Genomic DNA, 19354 nt, shown 5'->3' with positions numbered 1-19354 from the left:
AGGCGTTGGACGTAATTCCTCTGGAAGGAAGTGATCTGTCGGCTAACAATCCATAGGTACCTTAAGTATACCTTGGGGGTCAAATTTCGAGTGCCAAAAGGGGTCAATTTTCAAGCGCTGTTGACACCTTTTGTACAATGCACCAATCCGTGGTTTTGTAGTTTTGCTAAAACCTGTTCTACCTTATATATTGGCAAGCCAAGTTCATCGGCAATCTCAACAGAGTTTTTGTTGTCTCGATTATATAGAAAATGCAGAATTACAAGGCTTAATGGATCGGTGAACGCACTCAAGACATTTTCTCTTTCAGACACTAACCTATTGGCGTCTTTGAGCATCGCCGTTGAACTCATTTAACTTATCCCCTTAATAAGCTCTGATTGTTTTGCCTCAGCCACCTTCTGAAGTTGTTCTAATACACGGGTTGAGAGGTGGCAGTTTTGAATATCAGCGCTCTTAAACCAATCTATTTTACCATTAAATCCTTCAAAGATCCTAAGAGTCCCTTTAGCACTATAGCCGCTTTTATGGATGCTATCGACGCAGATCATCATTTTGCAAGCTAATCTCTTGTCTCTTGCAAAATCATGGACCTCAGCGATAGAACCGGGACTGGCCATAAGGCATACAACATAGTCGTAAGATTTGGCTTGAAGGAACTCAGCTATGAATAAATTAAGACCGCTGCGGGATAGTAAGTCGGGTTTCCATACATCTTCTGAAAAATCTGCTTGGTGTCCAAGGTTTTTTAAACGATCCCTGAGTTCACAACGCTTTCTATATAACTCTCCGCTAGAAGGTCCAGGTCCCCAAATTAAGACTTTTAGACAAGCACGCTGCAGCAAATCCTGAGTAACCGTCGCAAGAACGTCCTGTGGTGGCGGCTTTGAACCACCAAGAGCTTCATCCAAAGATGCTTTTATCTCGTCTATAGAAGTATTAGTTATAGGAATGAAAACTACCAATGGCCCTGGCTGGAAATCTCGTAGGAGATCTGGGAACCTAGCAATAAGTTCTTGAATTTTGGTCTTACCCCACCACTCTAGTTGGAGTGAAGCATATTTTAACTGGAGTTTTCGAAACCATCGTAGTTCTGAAGGATTAAGATTCACAGGAAGCATTAGGGTCCATTTTGTTATCTTATGATGGTTGATAGCCGTCTTAAGCGATTTTTCAATTTGTTTGCGCTGTGTCGGACCAACTCTATCAATAAAATACTTGTGATGAAAGACTTCACATTCTCCATTAAACTCACCAATAAACGTGTCAACACCCTCATCGCCACCTTTTCCTTCGACCGGCCTTGCATCATGAAACAGTTTTAAAAGTAAGCGATTACAAAGGCAAGAGAAATTTTCGTGTTTAGAATCTTCAGAACCTATAATCTGTCTAAAATCAAAAACCACAGCAGATTAGCCTCCAGCCGGTCGTAGTTGTAACCACTGAACTACAGTATAAAGCTTAAGGGATTGCCACTTTGCCAAGCTTTTAAGAATATAAAGCATTTTTGATTTACATAAAGAACCATCGGTTAGCCTAAGAAACGAAACTGGCTAGAAGAAGCAGAGTTATAAGAATCGGTCATGTTATTACTGGTATTGATTTGTCTGTTCAGCCACTTTTCATACTCTTGTAATTGGTTGAGCGCATCAAGAGAAATCGAAATACCAGATGATGAGTGAAACAAAATGTTGCGCTTCTCGTTAAGAAAATCTAGCCATTCAGTTCTCTTGTCCTTACTGCCTTTTTTGCCGTTAGCAAGAAGTGGCTCAAATATATCCCAGTTCTCCACAGCTATTTTCTTATAATCAATTAGGTCAAAATAATATTCCTTGCCCCCGCGTTTACCATCGTCTTTCTCATATTTCTCGGTAACTTTCAGACGAACAGATTTAGGTACTCCCATTACCCACCACTGTGCCTCATCTGCTCCATATTCACGACGGAGTTCTTCCATTATCAAGTTCTGAAGGATTATTTCTATTCTGGAAACGATATCCTTAGCTTTTGAATTTGTTTGAGCTTTCTCTGATGCCAAGAAATCGTCAAGACCAGGTGGATTAAATTCTGGGAAAGTGCTCCTTATCGCTTGCTCAGCCCGTCTTTTTCTTGTTGTTTGTCCTTGAATACCTCTAAGGCTTCTAAATTGACTCCTTTCCAGCTCGGTCAATGAACCCAAGTATCGCCCCAGAACTTCTCCATAAGACCTAATGCATTCTATAAGATCATCATTATCTAAGTGAACAAGTTTATGTCCTGTTCCTTCGAGGTGTTGGAAGACACTCCTTAGAACGTCTATACAGGCAATAATGGCATCATTCATAGCTAGGCCACCACCTTCACCCGACCCCTTGTCCCACCAATCTTCTGCTTCATATCGGATAAAGTTAAACCAGTTTTTAAGTGTATTCGTGGTGCGTCGTAACGTCGCATAATTATCACCAGCCCAAAGTGGTCCATAATCAATCACATGCCCATGCTTCTCTTTCGCTATATGAAAACCTCTCTTTTCAATAGCACTGTACATACTATTCAGGGTAATACAGCGAGTGTAACTTTTCTCATCATCGGCCGTTTGTATCCGGTGAAAGAACGGAGACTCCGGATCGCGATCTAGATCCTGAATTGCTTTTGAAACAATAGCCCGAACTCTAATCTTTGATTCCTCAGCATCCCAATGAAGTTCTGCGTAAAGCTCTTGGAGCAAAGACTGCTTAACGCGCTTCTGCTTCGCATTAATATCTATAAATAACTCAGCCTGCTTGCTTGATAATAGACCCTCAAACGCAAGAACACTGAGAAGACTTCTTGTAGCTCGTGGGTGACCTGAGTAGGCGAAAAGACGGTGTTGACCATCAATGATCCATGCAGATTTGTAAGTGGGGCGTATTTCCAACCAACCCAAAACACCACTGTTTGTATCGGTAAATTGATCTCCTTCTTGATGAATCCTTTCGAATTGTAGGCGTTTTTTATCAATGTTTACTACAATGTTGGTTGGAAAAATACCATCATTTGTAATATATTCCCCTATAGTCTTTAGTCTGGACTTTTTCATCATTCTCTGATAAGTGTTTACATCAGATGCTTTTCCTTTAGCACGATGGGAAACAAAGGAGATCTTCAAAAGATATTCCGGTGAAATACAAAAACTGTAGCAATTAAATCCACCCATTTTGGTTCTAACGGCTGGAACCCTAATCCGCAACCCTTGAATCGGTTTATCTGGAAGCATATCAGAAAAGAACTGGAATTTTGCAGCAGGACCCACCTGGGATATAAGCCTCTCATAGTAAGTTAGATCTTGTTCGTCAAAAAGGATTATGTTTGCATCCCTGGCCCTATCTCTATTGTTATCTGACAAAGAAATATTAGCCAAAAACATCGCTAATACAACTTGCCTCTTGTACTCACAAGGAAACTGGGAATTCACTGCGTTTGAGAAATTATTTCGAATTAGAGAATGCTTCCCAATCTCTTCCTGAAACTGGGGCCTCTTGCTGTACTTTTCTGCAGATTTACATTCGATAGCCAGGGCAATCTCATTGTCAATTCCAACTACGTCTATTTGGGATTTTGGACCGTCAGGTTCCTTTGGATTAACTAATAAACTAGCACCGTTTTGTCCAGAAAGGTCGGAGAAACCCATTTTATATAAGAGCATCCAAACACGATCCTCAAGCCGAACGTTATGGGCTTTCACCCGTTTCAAACGGACAGACTTACCTTTTGTCACCGTATCCCAACCTTTTGCCTGATATTCCTCCGACAACAACGGATGAACCGTTTTCGTCTCGTAATCGCGCGCTCTAACACGGGCAAGGCCACGTAATTCTGCAACCGGCTGAATACCAAATAGCATCTCAATTACACCTCATTATAAAAAATACACTCGGTAATTCTTTTACGGAATTCACTAGAAGCCGCAATTACCGATGGCCGCTCGACCAATTGTTTTTTAAAACCTGGGTAGAGTCGGTATATTGATGAATGGTTTGCATTACTAATGATGACCTTGCATCCTCGCTCCGCAAGGTTAGATGCAACAGTCGCTAAGCGCTCTTGATCCTTCCATGAAAAGATCTTTGAATTGTATTTAAGAAATCCGTTATTACTATGTGCAACTGTATATGGCGGATCAAGATACACCAAATCTCCCTTTTTTGCATTTGCAACGGATTCAGCAAAATCAGCACATATAATGTCAACGTTCATAAGGGTCGCGCTAACAGCGCGTATTCTCTCTGGATTACAAGGTTGTAAATGGGTTTTATGTCCATAAGGTACATTAAATTCACCCTTTAGGTTTAACCTGTAAATACCGTTAAATGACAAGGACATAAGATATATGACTCTGGCCGCTTTTGCAATATCGTCTAAAGGAACCTCTTTTCTAGCTGTGTAGTAGTCTTCCTTAGTATTTTTAAGTTTAGTTAAGCAATCTATCACTTCATCTGGGTGATTGCGAACTTGGACATAGCAGTTAACAAGGTCAGGATTATTATCCGCAACTACTCCCTTGGATGGTGATATCGCAAAAAAAAGTGCACCACCACCAAGAAATGGCTCATAATATGACTCGAAAATATCAGGAATTAGAGGGAGAAGCCATTTAAGAATGCCTCGTTTACCACCAGGCCATTTTAGTAAAGGGGTCTTTTCTTCCGGACTATTTTTATCCATTGTACTTTGTATAAGCAATTTGTCCTTTGATATTTAAGCCATTTAGTAAAATATGTTACACGGATAGCTAAATTTGGTTATATTGTACATCGAGAGGAATCAATGTGCAAACCAGTTTATTCCAAAGGATAATATAAATTTTATCCCTTTTAACAAAGGTATTGTGGCTGTTTCCAACTAAAATCCTTGCATTATAAAACTTGGCCCGCTGCCGTTTGCTCCGCAAGGCGGCCTCAGCCGTAGAGCCGCTTACGCCGACACGGTGAAGACGCGGCTAAGCGAACAGGCGCACACATCGTGCCGAATTAAAGGAAGGCGTTATGTAAAATAGATAAGAGAATGCTTGTTCCCCACCAGGCAACAAGAAAAGGCCGGCGTCAGGCCTATACGTGCGCCGTGGTTCGCTCCGCGGCAAGCCGATGTCGCGTCGGCTCGGAGCACAGTGTCGCCGGCGGACTAACGGCAGCGATAAGGCTTAGGATTGGGGGTTACAGGTATTCCGCGGACAAATAAGACCCTTAAATAAGGATTGGGCTACCGCATTCTTCACAGTACGCGGTAGATAATATGGTAGAGCTTACTGGGAAGGCGTGTATACGATAAGGATCTGAGGATAAAACGACCTTAACGGCATCGTTGGGAAGCTCGAAACATCCGTTGAAATATCTAGCCCCTATTTGTTTACCGGCAAACCAAATTATATTTTGACGACCTTTATCGTCGATTTCGTACGATCCGGAGCATGAAGCACTAATAATATACTGGCCATATGCTTCAGTGCTTGGGTCAGTGAAAACTGAATTTACTTGGTAATTTGTAGAGGCATGTGTATGCTTCGCAAACTTATCCATTTGGTAAGTGGTTCCAAGCAGTCTGTCCTGTGAAAAACTGTTGACATAACCCTTCCTTATAGCACACAGGTGACAAAGGTACAGACTCATCCCTTGTTTCCCCCTTATAGGCAAGAGTTTTTATTTTTCCCGGTAAGCCGGGGTTAACCGGAGGGGGAAGCTTTGCATTGTTTTGGTGATAAAACCTTCGTCACTCCCCGACTTCCAGTAGCTCGAACCCGGTGTTCGGGTCGATCTTTCGCTTCGCCGAAGCGCCTGTGAGTTCCAGGATGACCACCTCGCCGATGTGCCAGATCGTGACCCCTTCCCTGGTACACCCGGTGACCGTGTTGTCTTTCCGCCCGAAAGCGGCGTGCAGGTGAAGCTTCGGGGCCCCCGCCTCGTTGGCGAAGATCGTCCCGACGCCCGCCGCTTCGCTCACCCCCGGCAGGCTTGCCACCGAGGGGACCGGCTTGGCCGCCGTCCCGTCCTCGGGGCCGACGACCACCTTGCTGCCCCGCTCGGCGCCCGCGATAAAAAGCACCGCCGCCGATTCAATCGCGTGACTCTTTGCGAACTTTTCGATCACGTCCGGCAGGCGGTCGCCGTGCTCCAGCCGCAGGATAAAAACCCTTCCGTACTTGGCTTGGGTGTATTTCATTTTTCTCTCCTAACCCGGACAGGCCGGACCCAGTTATAACCACAGAGACACAGAGAGCACGGAGGAAACGAAACAGCTTCAACCAAAAGGTTAAAACGGTATCCGCAATTATCTCCGTGTCCTCTGGTCACAGGCGCTTTAGAACGTTTCAAGGGCGTGTGGCATATCGTACCATAAAGATCCTCGGGGGGGGTATTATATGCCGTTTCACGTCCACGATTATTCCGGCGTCACAAGTTACGATGAAGGACATGTCCATGGTTACAGCGGGACGACAACAATAAACATCGGAATCGGATTGTATCATGTACACCTGATGAAAGGGGTTACCGCCTTCGACGAAGGCCATGACCACCTGTACTTTTTCTTCACTGGACCGGGCATCCCCTTAGGGCCCGGCAGACATATTCACGGCTACGACGGAAAAACCACGAAGGCGGGAAGGCCGCCGCACACGCATCGCGAACGGGGGGAAACGGGGCCGAATTATTAGTAAATGCCGGCAACGTAACAGATGCTCTTCCCTTAACCGGGAAGGGCTTTTTTTAATGTCTCTGTGCCTCCGTGGTGAATTAAAGCTCCTTACTCCCCTTCCCCAGTTTCCTTCCCCTCCAGCGCGGCCTTTAAAAGGTCGCCGAGGCTCTGCCCGATGGGGCCCTTGTCGCTGTATTGCGAAATGAGTTTCTGGTTAACGGCGCTGGCCTTTTTGGAGCTTCTGAAGCCGCCGGATTCGTCCTCTTTTTCCGGCTGCCGGTGGCCGCAGGCGCGGTCCTGGCAGACCAGCATCCTCCCCCGCTTGCCTTTGACGAGCAGCAAGAACTTGCCGCAGGCCGGGCATTTGGTCCTGGATACGTTGTCGGGCCTGTAGACGGCGTTGTCCGCGGCCACGCTTTTAACGAGCTGCAGGGCGCTGGCGCGTATGCCTTCGATGAAGTCCGTCCTGCTGTCCTTGCCCCTGGCGATGTTGGAAAGGCGCTGTTCCCACTGGGCGGTGAGTTCCGGGCTCTTCAGCTCCGGGGAAACGAGATCGATGAGCTGTATCCCCTTGGAGGTCGGGACGAGTTCCTTGCCGTTGCGCTCGATGTAGTTGTTGTAAAGCAGCTTTTCGATGATCTCGGCGCGCGTCGCCGGCGTGCCCAGGCCGCCCTGCTTTATCGACTCGCGCAGTTCCTCGTCCTCGATGAATTTCCCCGGGCTCTCCATCGCCGTCAGCAGGGTCGCCTCGGTGTAGCGGGCGGGCGGCTTGGTCTTCCCTTTATTGATCTTGAGTTCCCTGACCTGCTTTACGTCGCCTTTCTTGCACATGCTCAGCGTCTGCTCGGGCAGCGCTTCGTCCTTTGCGTCTTCCTTTTCCTCCGCTTTGGCGGTCACCGCGCGCCAGCCCTTGTCCCTCACCACCTTGCCCCGCGCGTAAAAGCTCTCGCCGTTGACCTCCGTTATCAGGGTGGTCTGGTCGTAGCGGTAGGGCGGGTACAGGACCGCGATGAAGCGCCTAGCGATGAGGTCGTATAGTTTCAGTTCGTCCGCGCCGAGCGTCGACAGCTGCAGGAACTCCCCGGTGGGGATGATCGCGTGGTGGTCGGAGACCTTGCTGTCGTCGACGAAGCGTTTTGTCGTGCTCAACGGCTTCTGCAGGAGGGGTTTCACCAGTTCGGCGTAAGGCCCCGCGGCGATGCTCTTCAGCCTGCCCGGCAGGGTGGGTACGATGTCGGTGGTGATGTACCGGGAATCGGTCCGCGGGTAAGTCACCAGCTTGCGCTGCTCGTAAAGGTCCTGCAGCACCGACAGGGTCTTCTGCGCCGGAAACCCGTAGCGCTTGTTGGCGTCGCGCTGCAGCTCGGTCAGGTCGTAGGCCAGGGGCGGGGGCTCGCTCTTTCCTTCCGTGCGCACGTCCCTGACCACGCCCGGGCGGCCTTTAATCCTTGCGATCAACGCTTCCGCCTCGGCGAGGTTGAACATCCTGCCGTTGCCGGACTTGTTCCGCCAGTCCCCGAAGTAATCGCCGAAGTCCGCACGGACGGTCCAGAAGTCCACCGGGACGAACTGCTTGATATCGTTTTCCCGCCGGACGATCATCGCCAGGGTCGGCGTCTGCACCCTGCCGGCGGTAAGCTGCGCGTTGAACTTGCACGTCAGAGCCCTGGTCACGTTCAGCCCGATCAGCCAGTCCGCCTCCGCCCGGCAGACGGCGGCGGCATAGAGGTTGTCGTACGCCCTTCCCGGCTTCAGGTTCGCAAAGCCCTCCCGGATGGCCGCGTCGGTCTGCGAGGAAATCCACAGGCGCCTGAACGGCTTCTTCCAGTTGGCGAGGACCATGATCCAGCGCGCCACCAGCTCCCCTTCCCTGCCGGCGTCGGTGGCGATAACCAGCTCGCCGATGTCCGACCGCTGCATCAGGCTCCTGACCACCTGGAACTGGTGGGAGGACTGTCTGATCACCTTCAGCTTCATGCTGGGCGGGAGCATGGGCAGGTCCTCCAGACGCCATTCCTTGTACCGCTGGTCGTAGTCGTGCGGTTCCGCCAGGGTGACCAGGTGTCCGAGCGCCCAGGTAACGACGTACTGCGGGCCTTCGATGTACCCTTTGTTTTTACCATTACATTTTAAAACCCTGGCGATTTCACGGGCCACGCTGGGTTTTTCCGCAAGAACAAGCGTTTTCATGCAGATAATTTCCTCCCCAAAGGGACTAAAAATATTTCACCACAGAGTCACGGAGTTCACAGAGAACGGTAGAACAAAGAATATAGAATGTAGAATAGAATCCGGAACCGCTCGCAACCCTCAACCCGCAACTCGAAACTCGAACTGAATGAACCCCTCCGTGTGCTCTGTGTCTCTGTGGTTATTATTTCTTGCCATCTTGCAGATCTTTTCGAAAAAGGCCGTTATAAACCGGCTTACGGTATTGTGCGTTTGAAGTCTTATCCACGTTTTATATTACTTCCAAAAGCGTCCCCCCGGCAATACGGTAACGGAAAAGGCGGGCCTTGCCCGCCCCGCAGGAATACACCTGCCCACAATTAAAAAAGGTCCCGCGTTAACGCGGAACCCTTTTCCTCTTCCAGCTTTGTTTTAGTACCGGCTGCTGCTTCTCTGTCTGCTGAAGCAGTCGCGGCAGTACACCGGCCGATCACCGGAAGGCCTGAAAGGCACTTCGGTTTCAACGCCGCACGCCGCGCAAATCGCGGAATGCATCTCCCGCGGGCCGCGGTCGCGCCCGCCGCCGCCGAAGCCGCCTCTCTGCGCCTTGCGGGCTGCGCGGCACTCGGGACAGCGTCCGGGTTCGTTGGTGAACCCCTTTTCCGTGTAAAAGTCCTGCTCCGAAGCCGAGAAAATGAACGAAGCGCCGCAGTCACGACAGGTAAGAGTTTTGTCTTGGGTCACGATAGATCCTCCTCTGGATTTTTTCTTTGCTCAAATTGGTTTAGGGGATTTGTTATCTCTGCCTCCCCCTACCAAACCTGAACACGAGGAGAAGGATCATCGAACCAGCCCTACTAGACCGATTACTTGAGCTAATACTATTTTACCCTTTTATGCCCGAAGGTAAAGCATTTTAATCATATTCCTTTTAAAAAAAGGTTGCCCGCAGCGCTATAACGCCTGCGGCACCTGTAAAATCCCGTAAAAAAATTTTTTCAGCGCTCAGCGCGTCAAAGACTCCTTGCGCATCCGGACAGACTTCGGCGTCACTTCCATCAGCTCGTCGTCCGCTATGAATTCGAGGCACTGTTCCATGCTCATCAGCCGGGGCGGTGTTATTTTGGCCGCGATGTCGGAGGTGGAACTGCGCACATTCGTCAGCTGTTTCTTCTTGCACACATTCACCCGGAGATCCCCCGGACGGGAATGCTCGCCGACGATCATCCCCCGGTAAACCGGGACTCCCGGGCCCACAAACAACTCGCCCCTCTCCTGGGCGTTTTCCAGGCCGTAGGCCGTGGTTTCTCCCGTTTCAAAGGCCACCAGCGACCCCCTCACCCGGGCCGGAATATCGCCGCGATGGGGCGCGTAATGGTCGAAGCAGTGGTACATGATGCCGAGGCCGCGCGTGTCCGTCAAGAACTCGGAGCGGAAACCGAACAGTCCCCGCGTCGGGACGTGAAACTCCAGGTGGACGCTGCCGTCTCCCCGGTTGAACATGTCCGCAAGCTCGCCCTTGCGGAACCCCATGCGCTCCATGACAACTCCCACGTGCGCCTCGGGGACTTCGACGACGACCAGGTCCACCGGTTCGCACCTTTCCCCTTTGATCCGCCGCTCGATGACCTGCGGCCGGGAAACCTCGAACTCGTACCCTTCGCGGCGCATGGTCTCGATCAGGATCGTAAGGTGCAGTTCCCCCCGCCCAGACACGAGAAAGGTATCCGGCGAGCCGGTTTCTTCGACGCGTAGGCTGACGTCCGATTCCAGTTCGCGCATCAGCCTTTCCCTGAGCTTGCGCGAGGTTACGTACTCGCCTTCCTGTCCGGCGAACGCGCTCTTGTTGACGCGCACGGCCACGGCGACGGTAGGCTCGTCGATGGGCGTAAAGCTCAAGGCATCAGGCTGCTCCGGATCGGCGACGGTATCGCCCACGTTGATTTCCAGCCCGGCGACCACGACGATTTCCCCTGCCGCCGCTTCGTCCGCCTGCACTTTCTTCAGACCTTCAAAGACATAGAGCCCGGTAGGCCGCTGGCGCTGCGACACCCCGCCGGGACCGATGACCACGACGTCCTGTTTGGCCCTCATCGTCCCCCGCTGAATGCGCCCCACCGCCTGCCGCCCGACGTAAGGGTCGTAATCGATCATCGTTACCCCGAGCTGAAGGGGTTCGTCCTGAGCCCCCTCGGGCGCGGGGATCTTGTCCACAATCATTTCGAAAAGCGGTTTGAGGTTTTGCCCGGTCGCGGCGGGGTCCAAAGAGGCCGTTCCGGTGCGGGCGTTGGCGTAAACCACCGGAAAGTCGAGCTGCTCCTCGCTGGCGCCCAGCTCAATGAACAGGTCAAGCACCTCGTCCATCGCTTCGCGCGGCCTGGCGCCGGGCCGGTCGATCTTGTTGATAACCACGATGGGGGCGAGCCCCGCCGCAAGCGCCTTCCGCAGCACAAAACGTGTCTGCGGCATCGGACCTTCGAACGCGTCGACAAGGAGGAGCACCCCGTCAACCATCTGGACGATCCGCTCCACCTCCCCGCCGAAATCGGCGTGGCCGGGAGTGTCGACGATATTAAGCTTGTACGCCCCGTAGAAAACCGCGGTGTTCTTGGCCATGATCGTGATGCCGCGCTCGCGCTCCAGGTCGATGCGGTCGAGCACCCGGTCCGCCACCACCTGCTTTTCGTGGAAAACGCCGCTTTGTTTCAGCATCCCGTCGACCAGGGTGGTCTTCCCATGGTCGACGTGGGCGATGATGGCCAGGTTTCGAATCATATTCTTATCCCGTGGCATGATAACCCTTTCCATCGCCGGCTGTCCGCCGGAATAGGCTCGGGACGCCGGTTCACTTGTAAAACGCTGCAACTCTGGTATTTTATAACGGAATTGTCCGGGGCACAACTGTTTTATCGGACGCGATGAGACTCCGGACGGAAAAGCCTGTCGGTAAAAAAGATATGACCTGAAAAAAGCATTCAGCAAAAACATGGCTCAATGGTGTTTATGCTTAATTATACAACAAACAGCCTGATGCCGAAGCATTAGTAAAAAAAGGAACGGGTTCCGCACCCATCGCGAAACCCGCTCTTATCGTTGTCGCTAATCATACCGGGCTTTTAAACCCCGTAGTGATCTAATAAGGCCCTCGCCACTTGGTCAAACGACATGGGCCCAATCTGATCCAGCATCTTATCTAACGCGGTCTTCCGTTTCAATGAGCCCGTAAGAAGTATTTGCACCGATTGGGTATCGTCTAACAAAATCGAATGAACCTTCAATACCCCCCCTAAAATAGCCGCTATTACTAAAATGTGTGTCGGCGTCAAGACCAAATTTTTATTTGTTTTAGGGCTGTCTTTATTTCCGCCGCCCCCCGGCCCCAGCTGTTCCATGACTTTTTCTATTAAGGCGTTTAGCTGGTCTGGCGACATTGCGGGGACTCCCCCTCGGTTTCTTCACTATTATCCAATAATTATCGGCCCGAAAATTGGGTGTATTTCTGAAAGCCCAACGGCAAAAAAAATTACAAGCGCCAAAGTAATAATTAATAACAGATCGTGTTGAACATCTTCAAGGGCTACCGGCATAGAAATCTCACCTTTACAATTTCAATTATCAACATAATATTTTGCCGGAACGGGATTGGTGCAAGCGTCAACGGCTGCGGCGATAAACGGGCTGATTTCACCGGTATAATAAAGCGTCAGCCGGTGGAGCGCCCTCGTACAGGCTACATACAGCAGCCTCCGGTCGAGCTCGCCCGCATAATTATCCCTGGAAACGCCGTATACAAGGACCGCGTCAAATTCAAGACCTTTGGCCAAGTAGACAGGGATAACCAAAGCGCCCCCGCCGATTTCGTCTTCATTGCCGCCGATGAGGGTAATATCCATTGATTTACTTAGCTTCTCATACAGCTGCTCCGCCTCTTTCCGGGTCTTGCATATCACAGCGACGGACTCGCAGCCCTCTTCCAGACAAAAGGCGATGTCACGCTCAACAGCCGCATCGAGCGCCTCGGGCGTCACCGCAGACACCACCACCGGCTCGGCCTCGTGCCTCTCAAATGGGACGAGGTCCGGCTTATTGTCCAGCAGCTTGTTTGTGAAGGCGTTGATTTCGAAAGAGGCCCTGTAACTCTTATTCAAAAATATCTTTACCGTCCGGCTCTTGCGGAAAATGTCGCTCACAACGTTGTACAGCGAGGGGTCCTCATCCTTTTCAACAGCCTGGTGGACATCGCCCAATACGGTATACCGCGCATCCCCGAACAGCAGGTTGAAAACCTCGTACTGCAGCGGGTAATAATCCTGCGCCTCGTCTACGACCACCTGCCTGATTTCCGGATACCCACCGCTTCCCTCAAGCCTCAGCTTGAGGTACAGGACAGGGGCGCAGTCCTCATACTCCACCCTGCCCTTCTCAAGGCAGTCCCTTGTCCGCGAGATTATCTCTTCCACGGCCCCGGGCAGTTCCAGACCCCGGGCGAGCCCGTTTAAAAGCTCCCGGTCGTTAAAAAGCAGTTTATACAGGTCCAGATAGTCGATCTCGGTAAACCTGTGCAGCCGTTCCGCAAACCTTCTGTTTTCCTTCATCGCAAGAAGCCTGCTGAAAGACTTTATTTCCAATTGATGCTCGGGGTTTTTTTTCACTATTTGCTCGATCTTTTCAAGCCTTTGCTTCTGTAACGGCCGGACCGCCTCCAGTATCTTCTTCTCAATTCGCTTAAGAAGTTTTACCGCGGGCGCGCCTGTTCTATCGTTCAGGAAAAGGTTTTTCAGTTGCTGCCCGGTAAAAAGCGTTTTTCCATCAAAGTAAACATCTTTGAAGGGAACCATGTGCCGTTTAAAATGCCGTATCAACCTCTCGAGAATCTGAGTAAACGTCCTCGACCCTTTAAATTCAATGCTTTGTCTCCTAATAACCCCTTCCCCGCTGTTTCGGGAACCGATCAAACACTCGAGCTGCTCGTTCCTGGTTTCCGCCGCTATCCGGCCTCCCAAAACCCTGCCTGCGATATCTTCAAAGGTCGTCCGCTCTATGTTCTCCTCGCCGAGCTCGGGCAGGACGCCGGAAATATACCTGCTGAAAACCGCATTGGGAGAAATAACGATGACGTTGTTGGATCCGAGCTTTGAATTCAGGCCTTCATAGAGCAGGAAGGCGACCCGGTGCAGGGCGACGGAGGTCTTGCCGCTTCCCGCCACACCCTGCACAATCAGAAGCTCGTTTTCGGTGTCCCTGATGACCGCATCCTGTTCCCTCTGGATGGTCTCAACGATGTTCCGCATCTTCGCCGACGCGTGGCCGCTCAATACCTGCTGCAGGATTTCATCGTTAATCCGGATGCTGCAGTCAAAAAAGTATTTCAGTCTGGAGTCTTTAATCTTGTACTGCCTTTTCAGCAGGACCTCGCCCGGGATCTCGCCGGCAGGAGCGGTGTACGACGCCCTGCCGGGTTCATAACGGTAAAACACGCCGGAAATCGGCGCCCGCCAATCGTACACCAGGATGGCGCCTTCTTTGGGGTCGATAACATTATGGAGACCGACATAAACCTTTTCCCTTGTGGTTGTCCCGTCTACCGCGAAATCGAACCTTCCGAAGTAAGGCGAGCTTATCATTGACCGGTATATTTCCGCACGTTTCAGTCTGATGCTGTAACTCGCAGCCTTATAATTGGCTTCGGAGAGGTACTGGTTGATCTCCGTCAGCCTCGTAAAATCATTCGTAAAATGAACCGTGTTCTCATACATTTCTTTTCTTAGAGCGATCAGTTCGCTCTTTCTTTCCGCCAGCGCCGCGGCTTCCATCTCCACTTCCCGTCTGATGACGGCCAGCGTTTTATCCAGGTACGCGGTTTCCACCCGCATGTTTTCATGAAAATCACCCATCAACGACCCTCCCGCCAAAAAATTTGAAATACCTATTGACATTTGATTCCTGCTGTGATAACATGCTTATATAAGCCTCGTGTAAAATTAGGGTAATTGTGCTCAAATATTAATTATACACCAAAAGGATGCTCGGGCGAAAGCCTGATTTTTTATTTTTTTATAACTTACTCGGGCATACCTCGCAGGCCACCCAAGCAAAAGAGATTCCGTGTAGGAATCCCCCGTTTTTTATCGTACAGCAAATTACGTTTTTGCCTTGTTGTGGATAAATGTGGTGCTGACCTGTGGAAAAGTTGCTTTTTTTACTTCAAGGGAAACATGATTTTCGTTAAGAGCTCGCTTTCCGGCACATCCGCTTTTTACACAGAGTCTTCCACCTCCGACACGTTACGGCTGGAACCAATCGAAATCGTCGTACGAAACGAAGCCGTAGTAACCAAACAGATCCTTCTCTTCGGGAAACGGACCCACTACCCTTTCCGGCCTCCCGCCGTCAGTCCCGACTACCCACAGCGCGTTATCCCGTACGTATAGGATATGTTCTCCGTCCTTCGACCATGCCGGGCGGTATACGCCTTTACCGGCGGATTTGACGGGATAGGCGCCGGTGCCGTCCGCGTTCTCTATCCAGAGCGTGCGCGCCCCCGTATCATTTTTATAAATCCATCTTAGATTTTATCACGGGTCTTGGTTTTCAGCAGTTACTTAAGAGACGGCAATTTATGCCCGTTCGTGTAAATTTTGTGGTTTTAATGTTTGCGAGATGAATTTGGAAGCAGATATCCCTGTTTCTCGGCATGCCCAAGCATATAAAGAAATGCAAATGCGGGGATCTTAACAATGGGAACCCTGGTTTCTGCACCGAGTAAACCATAGTCTTCCGCTCGTTTTGTAATCACCATGGCAGCAGCGGTATTCATGTCGTTCGACAATTCTACAATTGCTTCTCTTGGGCCTATTCTAAGGTCTTCCCTGTATTTTACTTCGATTAGAAGCCTTCCGAGCATCGGGTAATCCACAACTATATCAATTTCCTTTTCGCGTTTCCCCGTCTGCTTGTAATAGCCGACCCGTGTCTGCTGCCGGTAGTAGAAGGAAGCAACATGTTTGTATACCGCGGTTTCCACCATAACGCCCATTTCTTCAGGGTCGGAAAGAACATCCTCCAGCATTAGAACCGCATTCCGGATAGCCGCATCCGCGATATACACTTTAGGTTTTGATTTCAATACCTTCTTGCCGCCTATCTCGACCGGATTGCTGATATAGATCAAGTTAGCGGCCGCCAATAGATTCAAATAGTTTGAGACCGTCTGCCTTGCCACACCGCCGATTTCTTTGGCAATGGTATCAATGGTAATAAGCCCGCCGGAATGAATACATAAATACAAAAACACTTTTTCAAGTTCGGCTATGTTTCGGACGTTGAATAAAACGGTTAAATCCCTCTTCAACACCTTGTCAACAACGTCTTCCCTGAGAACTCTTTGCGCAAAAGGAACATCGTCGGATAACGCGATTTCAGGAAAACCGCCTAATAAAAGATACCTGTGGAAATGTTTTTGTAGCATCATGAGTGAATGCATAAGTTCTGCCAATTTATTTGCAGGAAGAATCGCTAATTGGCTCGGTTTTAACTTCTTCGGCAGCTCGGGCAGATCTTTTACTCCTACAAGTTCACAGTACTCGTAAAACGACAGGGTCGGAATCTTAATTATCGTCCATCTGCCTACCCCGCTTTCAGCCGTATGAGCAGCCAGGATGGGGCTGGCAGAGCCGGTGGCAATAACCTTGCAGCTTTTATGATGGTCATAAAGATACTTAATCCAAAGATCCCACTGTCCGGCGTAGTGAACTTCATCAAAGAATAAATACAGGTTTTCGTTGCTGCCGGAGACGTTTTGTTCATAGGCGTTAAGGATTTCTTCGAAAGTGCAAAATTTTAATACCGGGTGGTCAAAAGAGACATATAAAACGCGCTTGGCATGGATACCCTGATTCAACATTTCCTCAATAAGCTGATACAATATGGTGGTCTTCCCCACCCGCCTCGCACCAGATAGAACAACGGAACGACGAATTGTCGGATGGGTAAGGATCTTGTACGCCTCAGAGTAAGCAAACCGCTTGACCGGCCTGGTCGATTCTTTGGGTACGGTTCCTGTAATCCACCAGGGGTTGAAAGAAAATAAAACCTTGAGCAACCTGTCTTTATCAATAATAGCCAACTTCCCTCACCTATGTTACATTATTGCCTTAATAATTGTAACATATACTTTACAAATTGTAAACCAATAGCTTAAAAATAAAGGCTTCGCTTCCAAAACCGCGAAACCCCTTGTCTTGTTATTATTGATCTGGCGGAGAGAGTGGGATTTGAACCCACGAGGCAGCTGTTAGGCCGCCTACTCGATTTCGAGTCGAGCGCCTTCAACCACTCAGCCATCTCTCCGGTTTATGGTCGTAATTTCACCACCGAGGCTCAGAGTTCACAGAGAACAGAAATTACAAGATTAAATAAAATGAATACCCCTTTTCGGGCTTTCCGCCTCCGTGTGCTCTGTATCTCTGTGGTTAATCTGCTTTAAAAATTATACTACTCTTTCTTGCGCAGGTTCTGGAAGAACCGCTGCATGATTTCCCGGCACTGGGTTTCCAGTACCCCCGGGATCACTTCCACCTGGTGGTTGAACCGCGGCTCTTGAAGAAGGTTTACAATCGAGCCTGCGGCCCCCGCCTTAGGGTCCACCGCACCGTATACAACGGTCTTGACGCGGAACTGAACCAGCGCGCCGGCGCACATCGGGCAGGGCTCCACCGTGGTGTAAACGGTGGCGTCTTCGAGCCGCCAGTCACCGCGTTTTTGCGCCGCTTCCCGCATCGCGAGGATCTCGGCGTGCGCCGCGGCGTCGTTGACGCTTTCGCGCAGGTTATGCCCCTCGGCGATAATTGCGCCGTCGGCCACCACCACGGCCCCTACGGGCACCTCTCCGAGGGCGTAAGCCTTTTCGGCCTCCTTCAAGGCTTCGCGCATAAAAGCCTCGTGTAATTCTAACCCCGGCCCATCACCCAAGTTCATACCTTCCCGGTCAGTGCCGCGTGAGCGGCTGCCGTCTTTAAAAAGGAATCCGCATTATGCGAATTCCTGCCTTAGACACTCCCACCTCTAACCTCTCACTTCCAGCTTCTCAAATGGTGCGCCCGGAGGGACTCGAACCCCCGGCACGCGGTTTAGGAAACCGCTGCTCTATCCTCCTGAGCTACGGGCGCATTTCAGATATCAGAGGCAAGATGTCGGATGCAAGAATTATTTCGTAGGAACCGGCCACACCGGTTCCATCCGTTATTCCGACCTCCGACTTCCTGCCTCTTGCTTCCGAAATTTATGGCGCGCCCGGAGGGAGTCGAACCCCCAACCTACAGATCCGTAGTCTGTCGCTCTATCCATTGAGCCACGGGCGCGTTTCAGATGTCAGAGGCAAGACATCGGATACAAGAATCATTTCGTAACAACCGGCCGCGCCGGTCTCTTCCTCTATTCCGACTTCCTGCCTCTTGCTTCCGAATTAATGGCGGAGAGAGCGGGATTCGAACCCGCGATAGAGAGTTTATTGCTCCCTATAGTCGCTTAGCAGGCGACCGCCTTCGACCTGCTCGGCCATCTCTCCGCTTAAACCTATCGTGTAAGGGAATTCGCGGCGCGAATTCCAGCCTCTGCCGTCCAACCTCCAACCTCTGGCCTCTAACTTCGCAAATGGCGGAGGGGGTGGGATTCGAACCCACGGAACCACGAAGGGTTCAACGATTTTCAAGACCGTCTCCTTCAACCGCTCGGACACCCCTCCGTGCAACCATAAATATAGCATAGGGCGTTGTACGGTGTCAATGCGCTCCTCGTAAAGGCCGCAGCCAATTTTTTGAGTGCCGCGGCGCCTTACGGCCCCTCTTAGCCGCATGCAACCCTTAACTTTCCTCGGCGGCAGGTTTTGTCTTTTCCTCCGCGCGCTCCCGCAGCCATTCCGCGACATCGCGCCAACCGCGGCGGCCTTTCGCGACTTCGGAAACCAAGACATCCAGGCCCGCGGCGTCTTTCAGGCGCAGCCCGGAACTATCCAAAAACAACAGCGCCGCGGCCACGGCGGTCTGTTTGTTACCGTTGCGGAAGCACCTGCCCGCAATGAGACCGCAAAGGAGTATTCCCGCCTTGTCAACGTCGGAAGGATAAACGTCCCTCCCGCGCACCTGGGTGAACGGACGGCCGACCGCCCTGTCCAGGAAGGCCGGAATGCGCACGCCGTGCTGACCTCCGGTTCTTGAAATAATGCGATGGTGCAGGTACAGTACCTTTTCAACGGTCAGGGGTTTCATTTTTTAAGTCCTTTAACACCCCGGCATACTCGTCCAGGAACGCTTCGACCTGTCTGGCAAAGTCACCGGTAATCTGCGTCATCGCAGTGTTAACGACAGGCTTTATAACGATTTCCCTTTTCCCGGCGTTTACGGTAAGAGCAACCTGACTGCCTTCCTCTAGCTTCATTTCCTGCAAAATTTTTTGTGGAAGAGATATTACAAAGCTGTTCCCGGCGCGAAAAATCTTGCGTATTTCCATGGTCCACCCGCTTTACGTATTAACTGTTATA

15 protein-coding genes and 5 tRNA genes are annotated in these 19354 nt (G+C 50.6%); 1 reads left to right on the top strand and 19 read right to left on the bottom strand.

Features of this window, described 5'->3' with window-relative positions:
• Positions 1 to 110 precede the first annotated feature (110 nt).
• From AB1500_09065 to AB1500_09045, 5 genes are all read right to left on the bottom strand, one after another.
• On the bottom strand, positions 111 to 353 hold the full coding sequence (locus AB1500_09065) for a helix-turn-helix domain-containing protein (GenBank protein MEW6183307.1): 243 nt from the start codon (positions 351 to 353) through the stop codon (positions 111 to 113).
• Positions 354 to 1406, bottom strand: a complete 1053-nt coding sequence (locus AB1500_09060) for a hypothetical protein (protein ID MEW6183306.1) — start codon at positions 1404 to 1406, stop codon at positions 354 to 356.
• Between the two features lie 125 nt (positions 1407 to 1531).
• A complete protein-coding gene (locus AB1500_09055; protein ID MEW6183305.1) occupies positions 1532 to 3862 on the bottom strand; it encodes a DGQHR domain-containing protein in 2331 nt (776 codons plus the stop codon).
• 5 nt (positions 3863 to 3867) lie between these two features.
• Positions 3868 to 4701 carry a Dam family site-specific DNA-(adenine-N6)-methyltransferase gene (locus AB1500_09050; GenBank protein MEW6183304.1) on the bottom strand — a complete coding sequence of 278 codons (834 nt, stop codon included), beginning with the start codon at positions 4699 to 4701 and terminating at the stop codon, positions 3868 to 3870.
• A gap of 1023 nt (positions 4702 to 5724) precedes the next feature.
• The gene (locus AB1500_09045; protein MEW6183303.1) at positions 5725 to 6174 is read right to left on the bottom strand and encodes a PPC domain-containing DNA-binding protein; all 450 of its coding nucleotides are present in this window, start codon (positions 6172 to 6174) and stop codon (positions 5725 to 5727) included.
• 199 nt (positions 6175 to 6373) lie between these two features.
• Here AB1500_09045 and AB1500_09040 point away from each other — a divergent pair, with 199 nt between their 5' ends.
• Complete coding sequence (locus tag AB1500_09040; GenBank protein MEW6183302.1) at positions 6374 to 6667, top strand: YmaF family protein; 294 nt, start codon at positions 6374 to 6376, stop codon at positions 6665 to 6667.
• 89 nt (positions 6668 to 6756) lie between these two features.
• Here the strand turns inward: AB1500_09040 and AB1500_09035 are convergent, their stop codons facing one another.
• The 14 genes from AB1500_09035 to AB1500_08970 form a co-directional block, all read right to left on the bottom strand.
• Complete coding sequence (locus AB1500_09035; protein MEW6183301.1) at positions 6757 to 8838, bottom strand: DNA topoisomerase III; 2082 nt, start codon at positions 8836 to 8838, stop codon at positions 6757 to 6759.
• A gap of 411 nt (positions 8839 to 9249) precedes the next feature.
• Positions 9250 to 9561: a zinc-ribbon domain containing protein gene (locus AB1500_09030; GenBank protein ID MEW6183300.1), complete on the bottom strand. Its 312-nt coding sequence runs from the start codon at positions 9559 to 9561 to the stop codon at positions 9250 to 9252.
• A gap of 261 nt (positions 9562 to 9822) precedes the next feature.
• Positions 9823 to 11610: a translational GTPase TypA gene (gene typA / locus AB1500_09025; protein ID MEW6183299.1), complete on the bottom strand. Its 1788-nt coding sequence runs from the start codon at positions 11608 to 11610 to the stop codon at positions 9823 to 9825.
• 323 nt (positions 11611 to 11933) lie between these two features.
• Positions 11934 to 12248: a hypothetical protein gene (locus AB1500_09020; protein ID MEW6183298.1), complete on the bottom strand. Its 315-nt coding sequence runs from the start codon at positions 12246 to 12248 to the stop codon at positions 11934 to 11936.
• A gap of 177 nt (positions 12249 to 12425) precedes the next feature.
• Complete coding sequence (locus AB1500_09015; GenBank protein ID MEW6183297.1) at positions 12426 to 14711, bottom strand: UvrD-helicase domain-containing protein; 2286 nt, start codon at positions 14709 to 14711, stop codon at positions 12426 to 12428.
• A 752-nt stretch (positions 14712 to 15463) separates the two neighbouring features.
• Complete coding sequence (locus AB1500_09010; protein ID MEW6183296.1) at positions 15464 to 16942, bottom strand: ATP-binding protein; 1479 nt, start codon at positions 16940 to 16942, stop codon at positions 15464 to 15466.
• A gap of 130 nt (positions 16943 to 17072) precedes the next feature.
• Positions 17073 to 17166: transfer RNA gene (locus AB1500_09005), tRNA-Ser, on the bottom strand.
• 144 nt (positions 17167 to 17310) lie between these two features.
• The gene (gene tadA, locus AB1500_09000) at positions 17311 to 17787 is read right to left on the bottom strand and encodes a tRNA adenosine(34) deaminase TadA (protein ID MEW6183295.1); all 477 of its coding nucleotides are present in this window, start codon (positions 17785 to 17787) and stop codon (positions 17311 to 17313) included.
• Between the two features lie 120 nt (positions 17788 to 17907).
• Positions 17908 to 17984 (bottom strand) — tRNA-Arg (locus tag AB1500_08995).
• A gap of 116 nt (positions 17985 to 18100) precedes the next feature.
• Positions 18101 to 18176 (bottom strand) — tRNA-Arg (locus tag AB1500_08990).
• Positions 18177 to 18284: 108 nt separating this feature from the next.
• Positions 18285 to 18382: transfer RNA gene (locus AB1500_08985), tRNA-Ser, on the bottom strand.
• A gap of 87 nt (positions 18383 to 18469) precedes the next feature.
• Positions 18470 to 18559 (bottom strand) — tRNA-Ser (locus AB1500_08980).
• A 118-nt stretch (positions 18560 to 18677) separates the two neighbouring features.
• On the bottom strand, positions 18678 to 19082 hold the full coding sequence (locus tag AB1500_08975; protein ID MEW6183294.1) for a Fic family protein: 405 nt from the start codon (positions 19080 to 19082) through the stop codon (positions 18678 to 18680).
• Positions 19063 to 19323 carry an AbrB/MazE/SpoVT family DNA-binding domain-containing protein gene (locus AB1500_08970; protein MEW6183293.1) on the bottom strand — a complete coding sequence of 87 codons (261 nt, stop codon included), beginning with the start codon at positions 19321 to 19323 and terminating at the stop codon, positions 19063 to 19065. Before AB1500_08970 ends, AB1500_08975 begins: the two co-directional genes overlap by 20 nt.
• Between the last annotated feature and the right edge of the window lie 31 nt (positions 19324 to 19354).

Source organism: Bacillota bacterium, from assembly GCA_040755295.1.
Lineage (GTDB): Bacteria > Bacillota > Desulfotomaculia > Desulfotomaculales > Ammonificaceae > SURF-55.
Note: the sequence above shows the minus strand (reverse complement) of the source record. Positions and strands in the feature narration are given on the sequence as shown.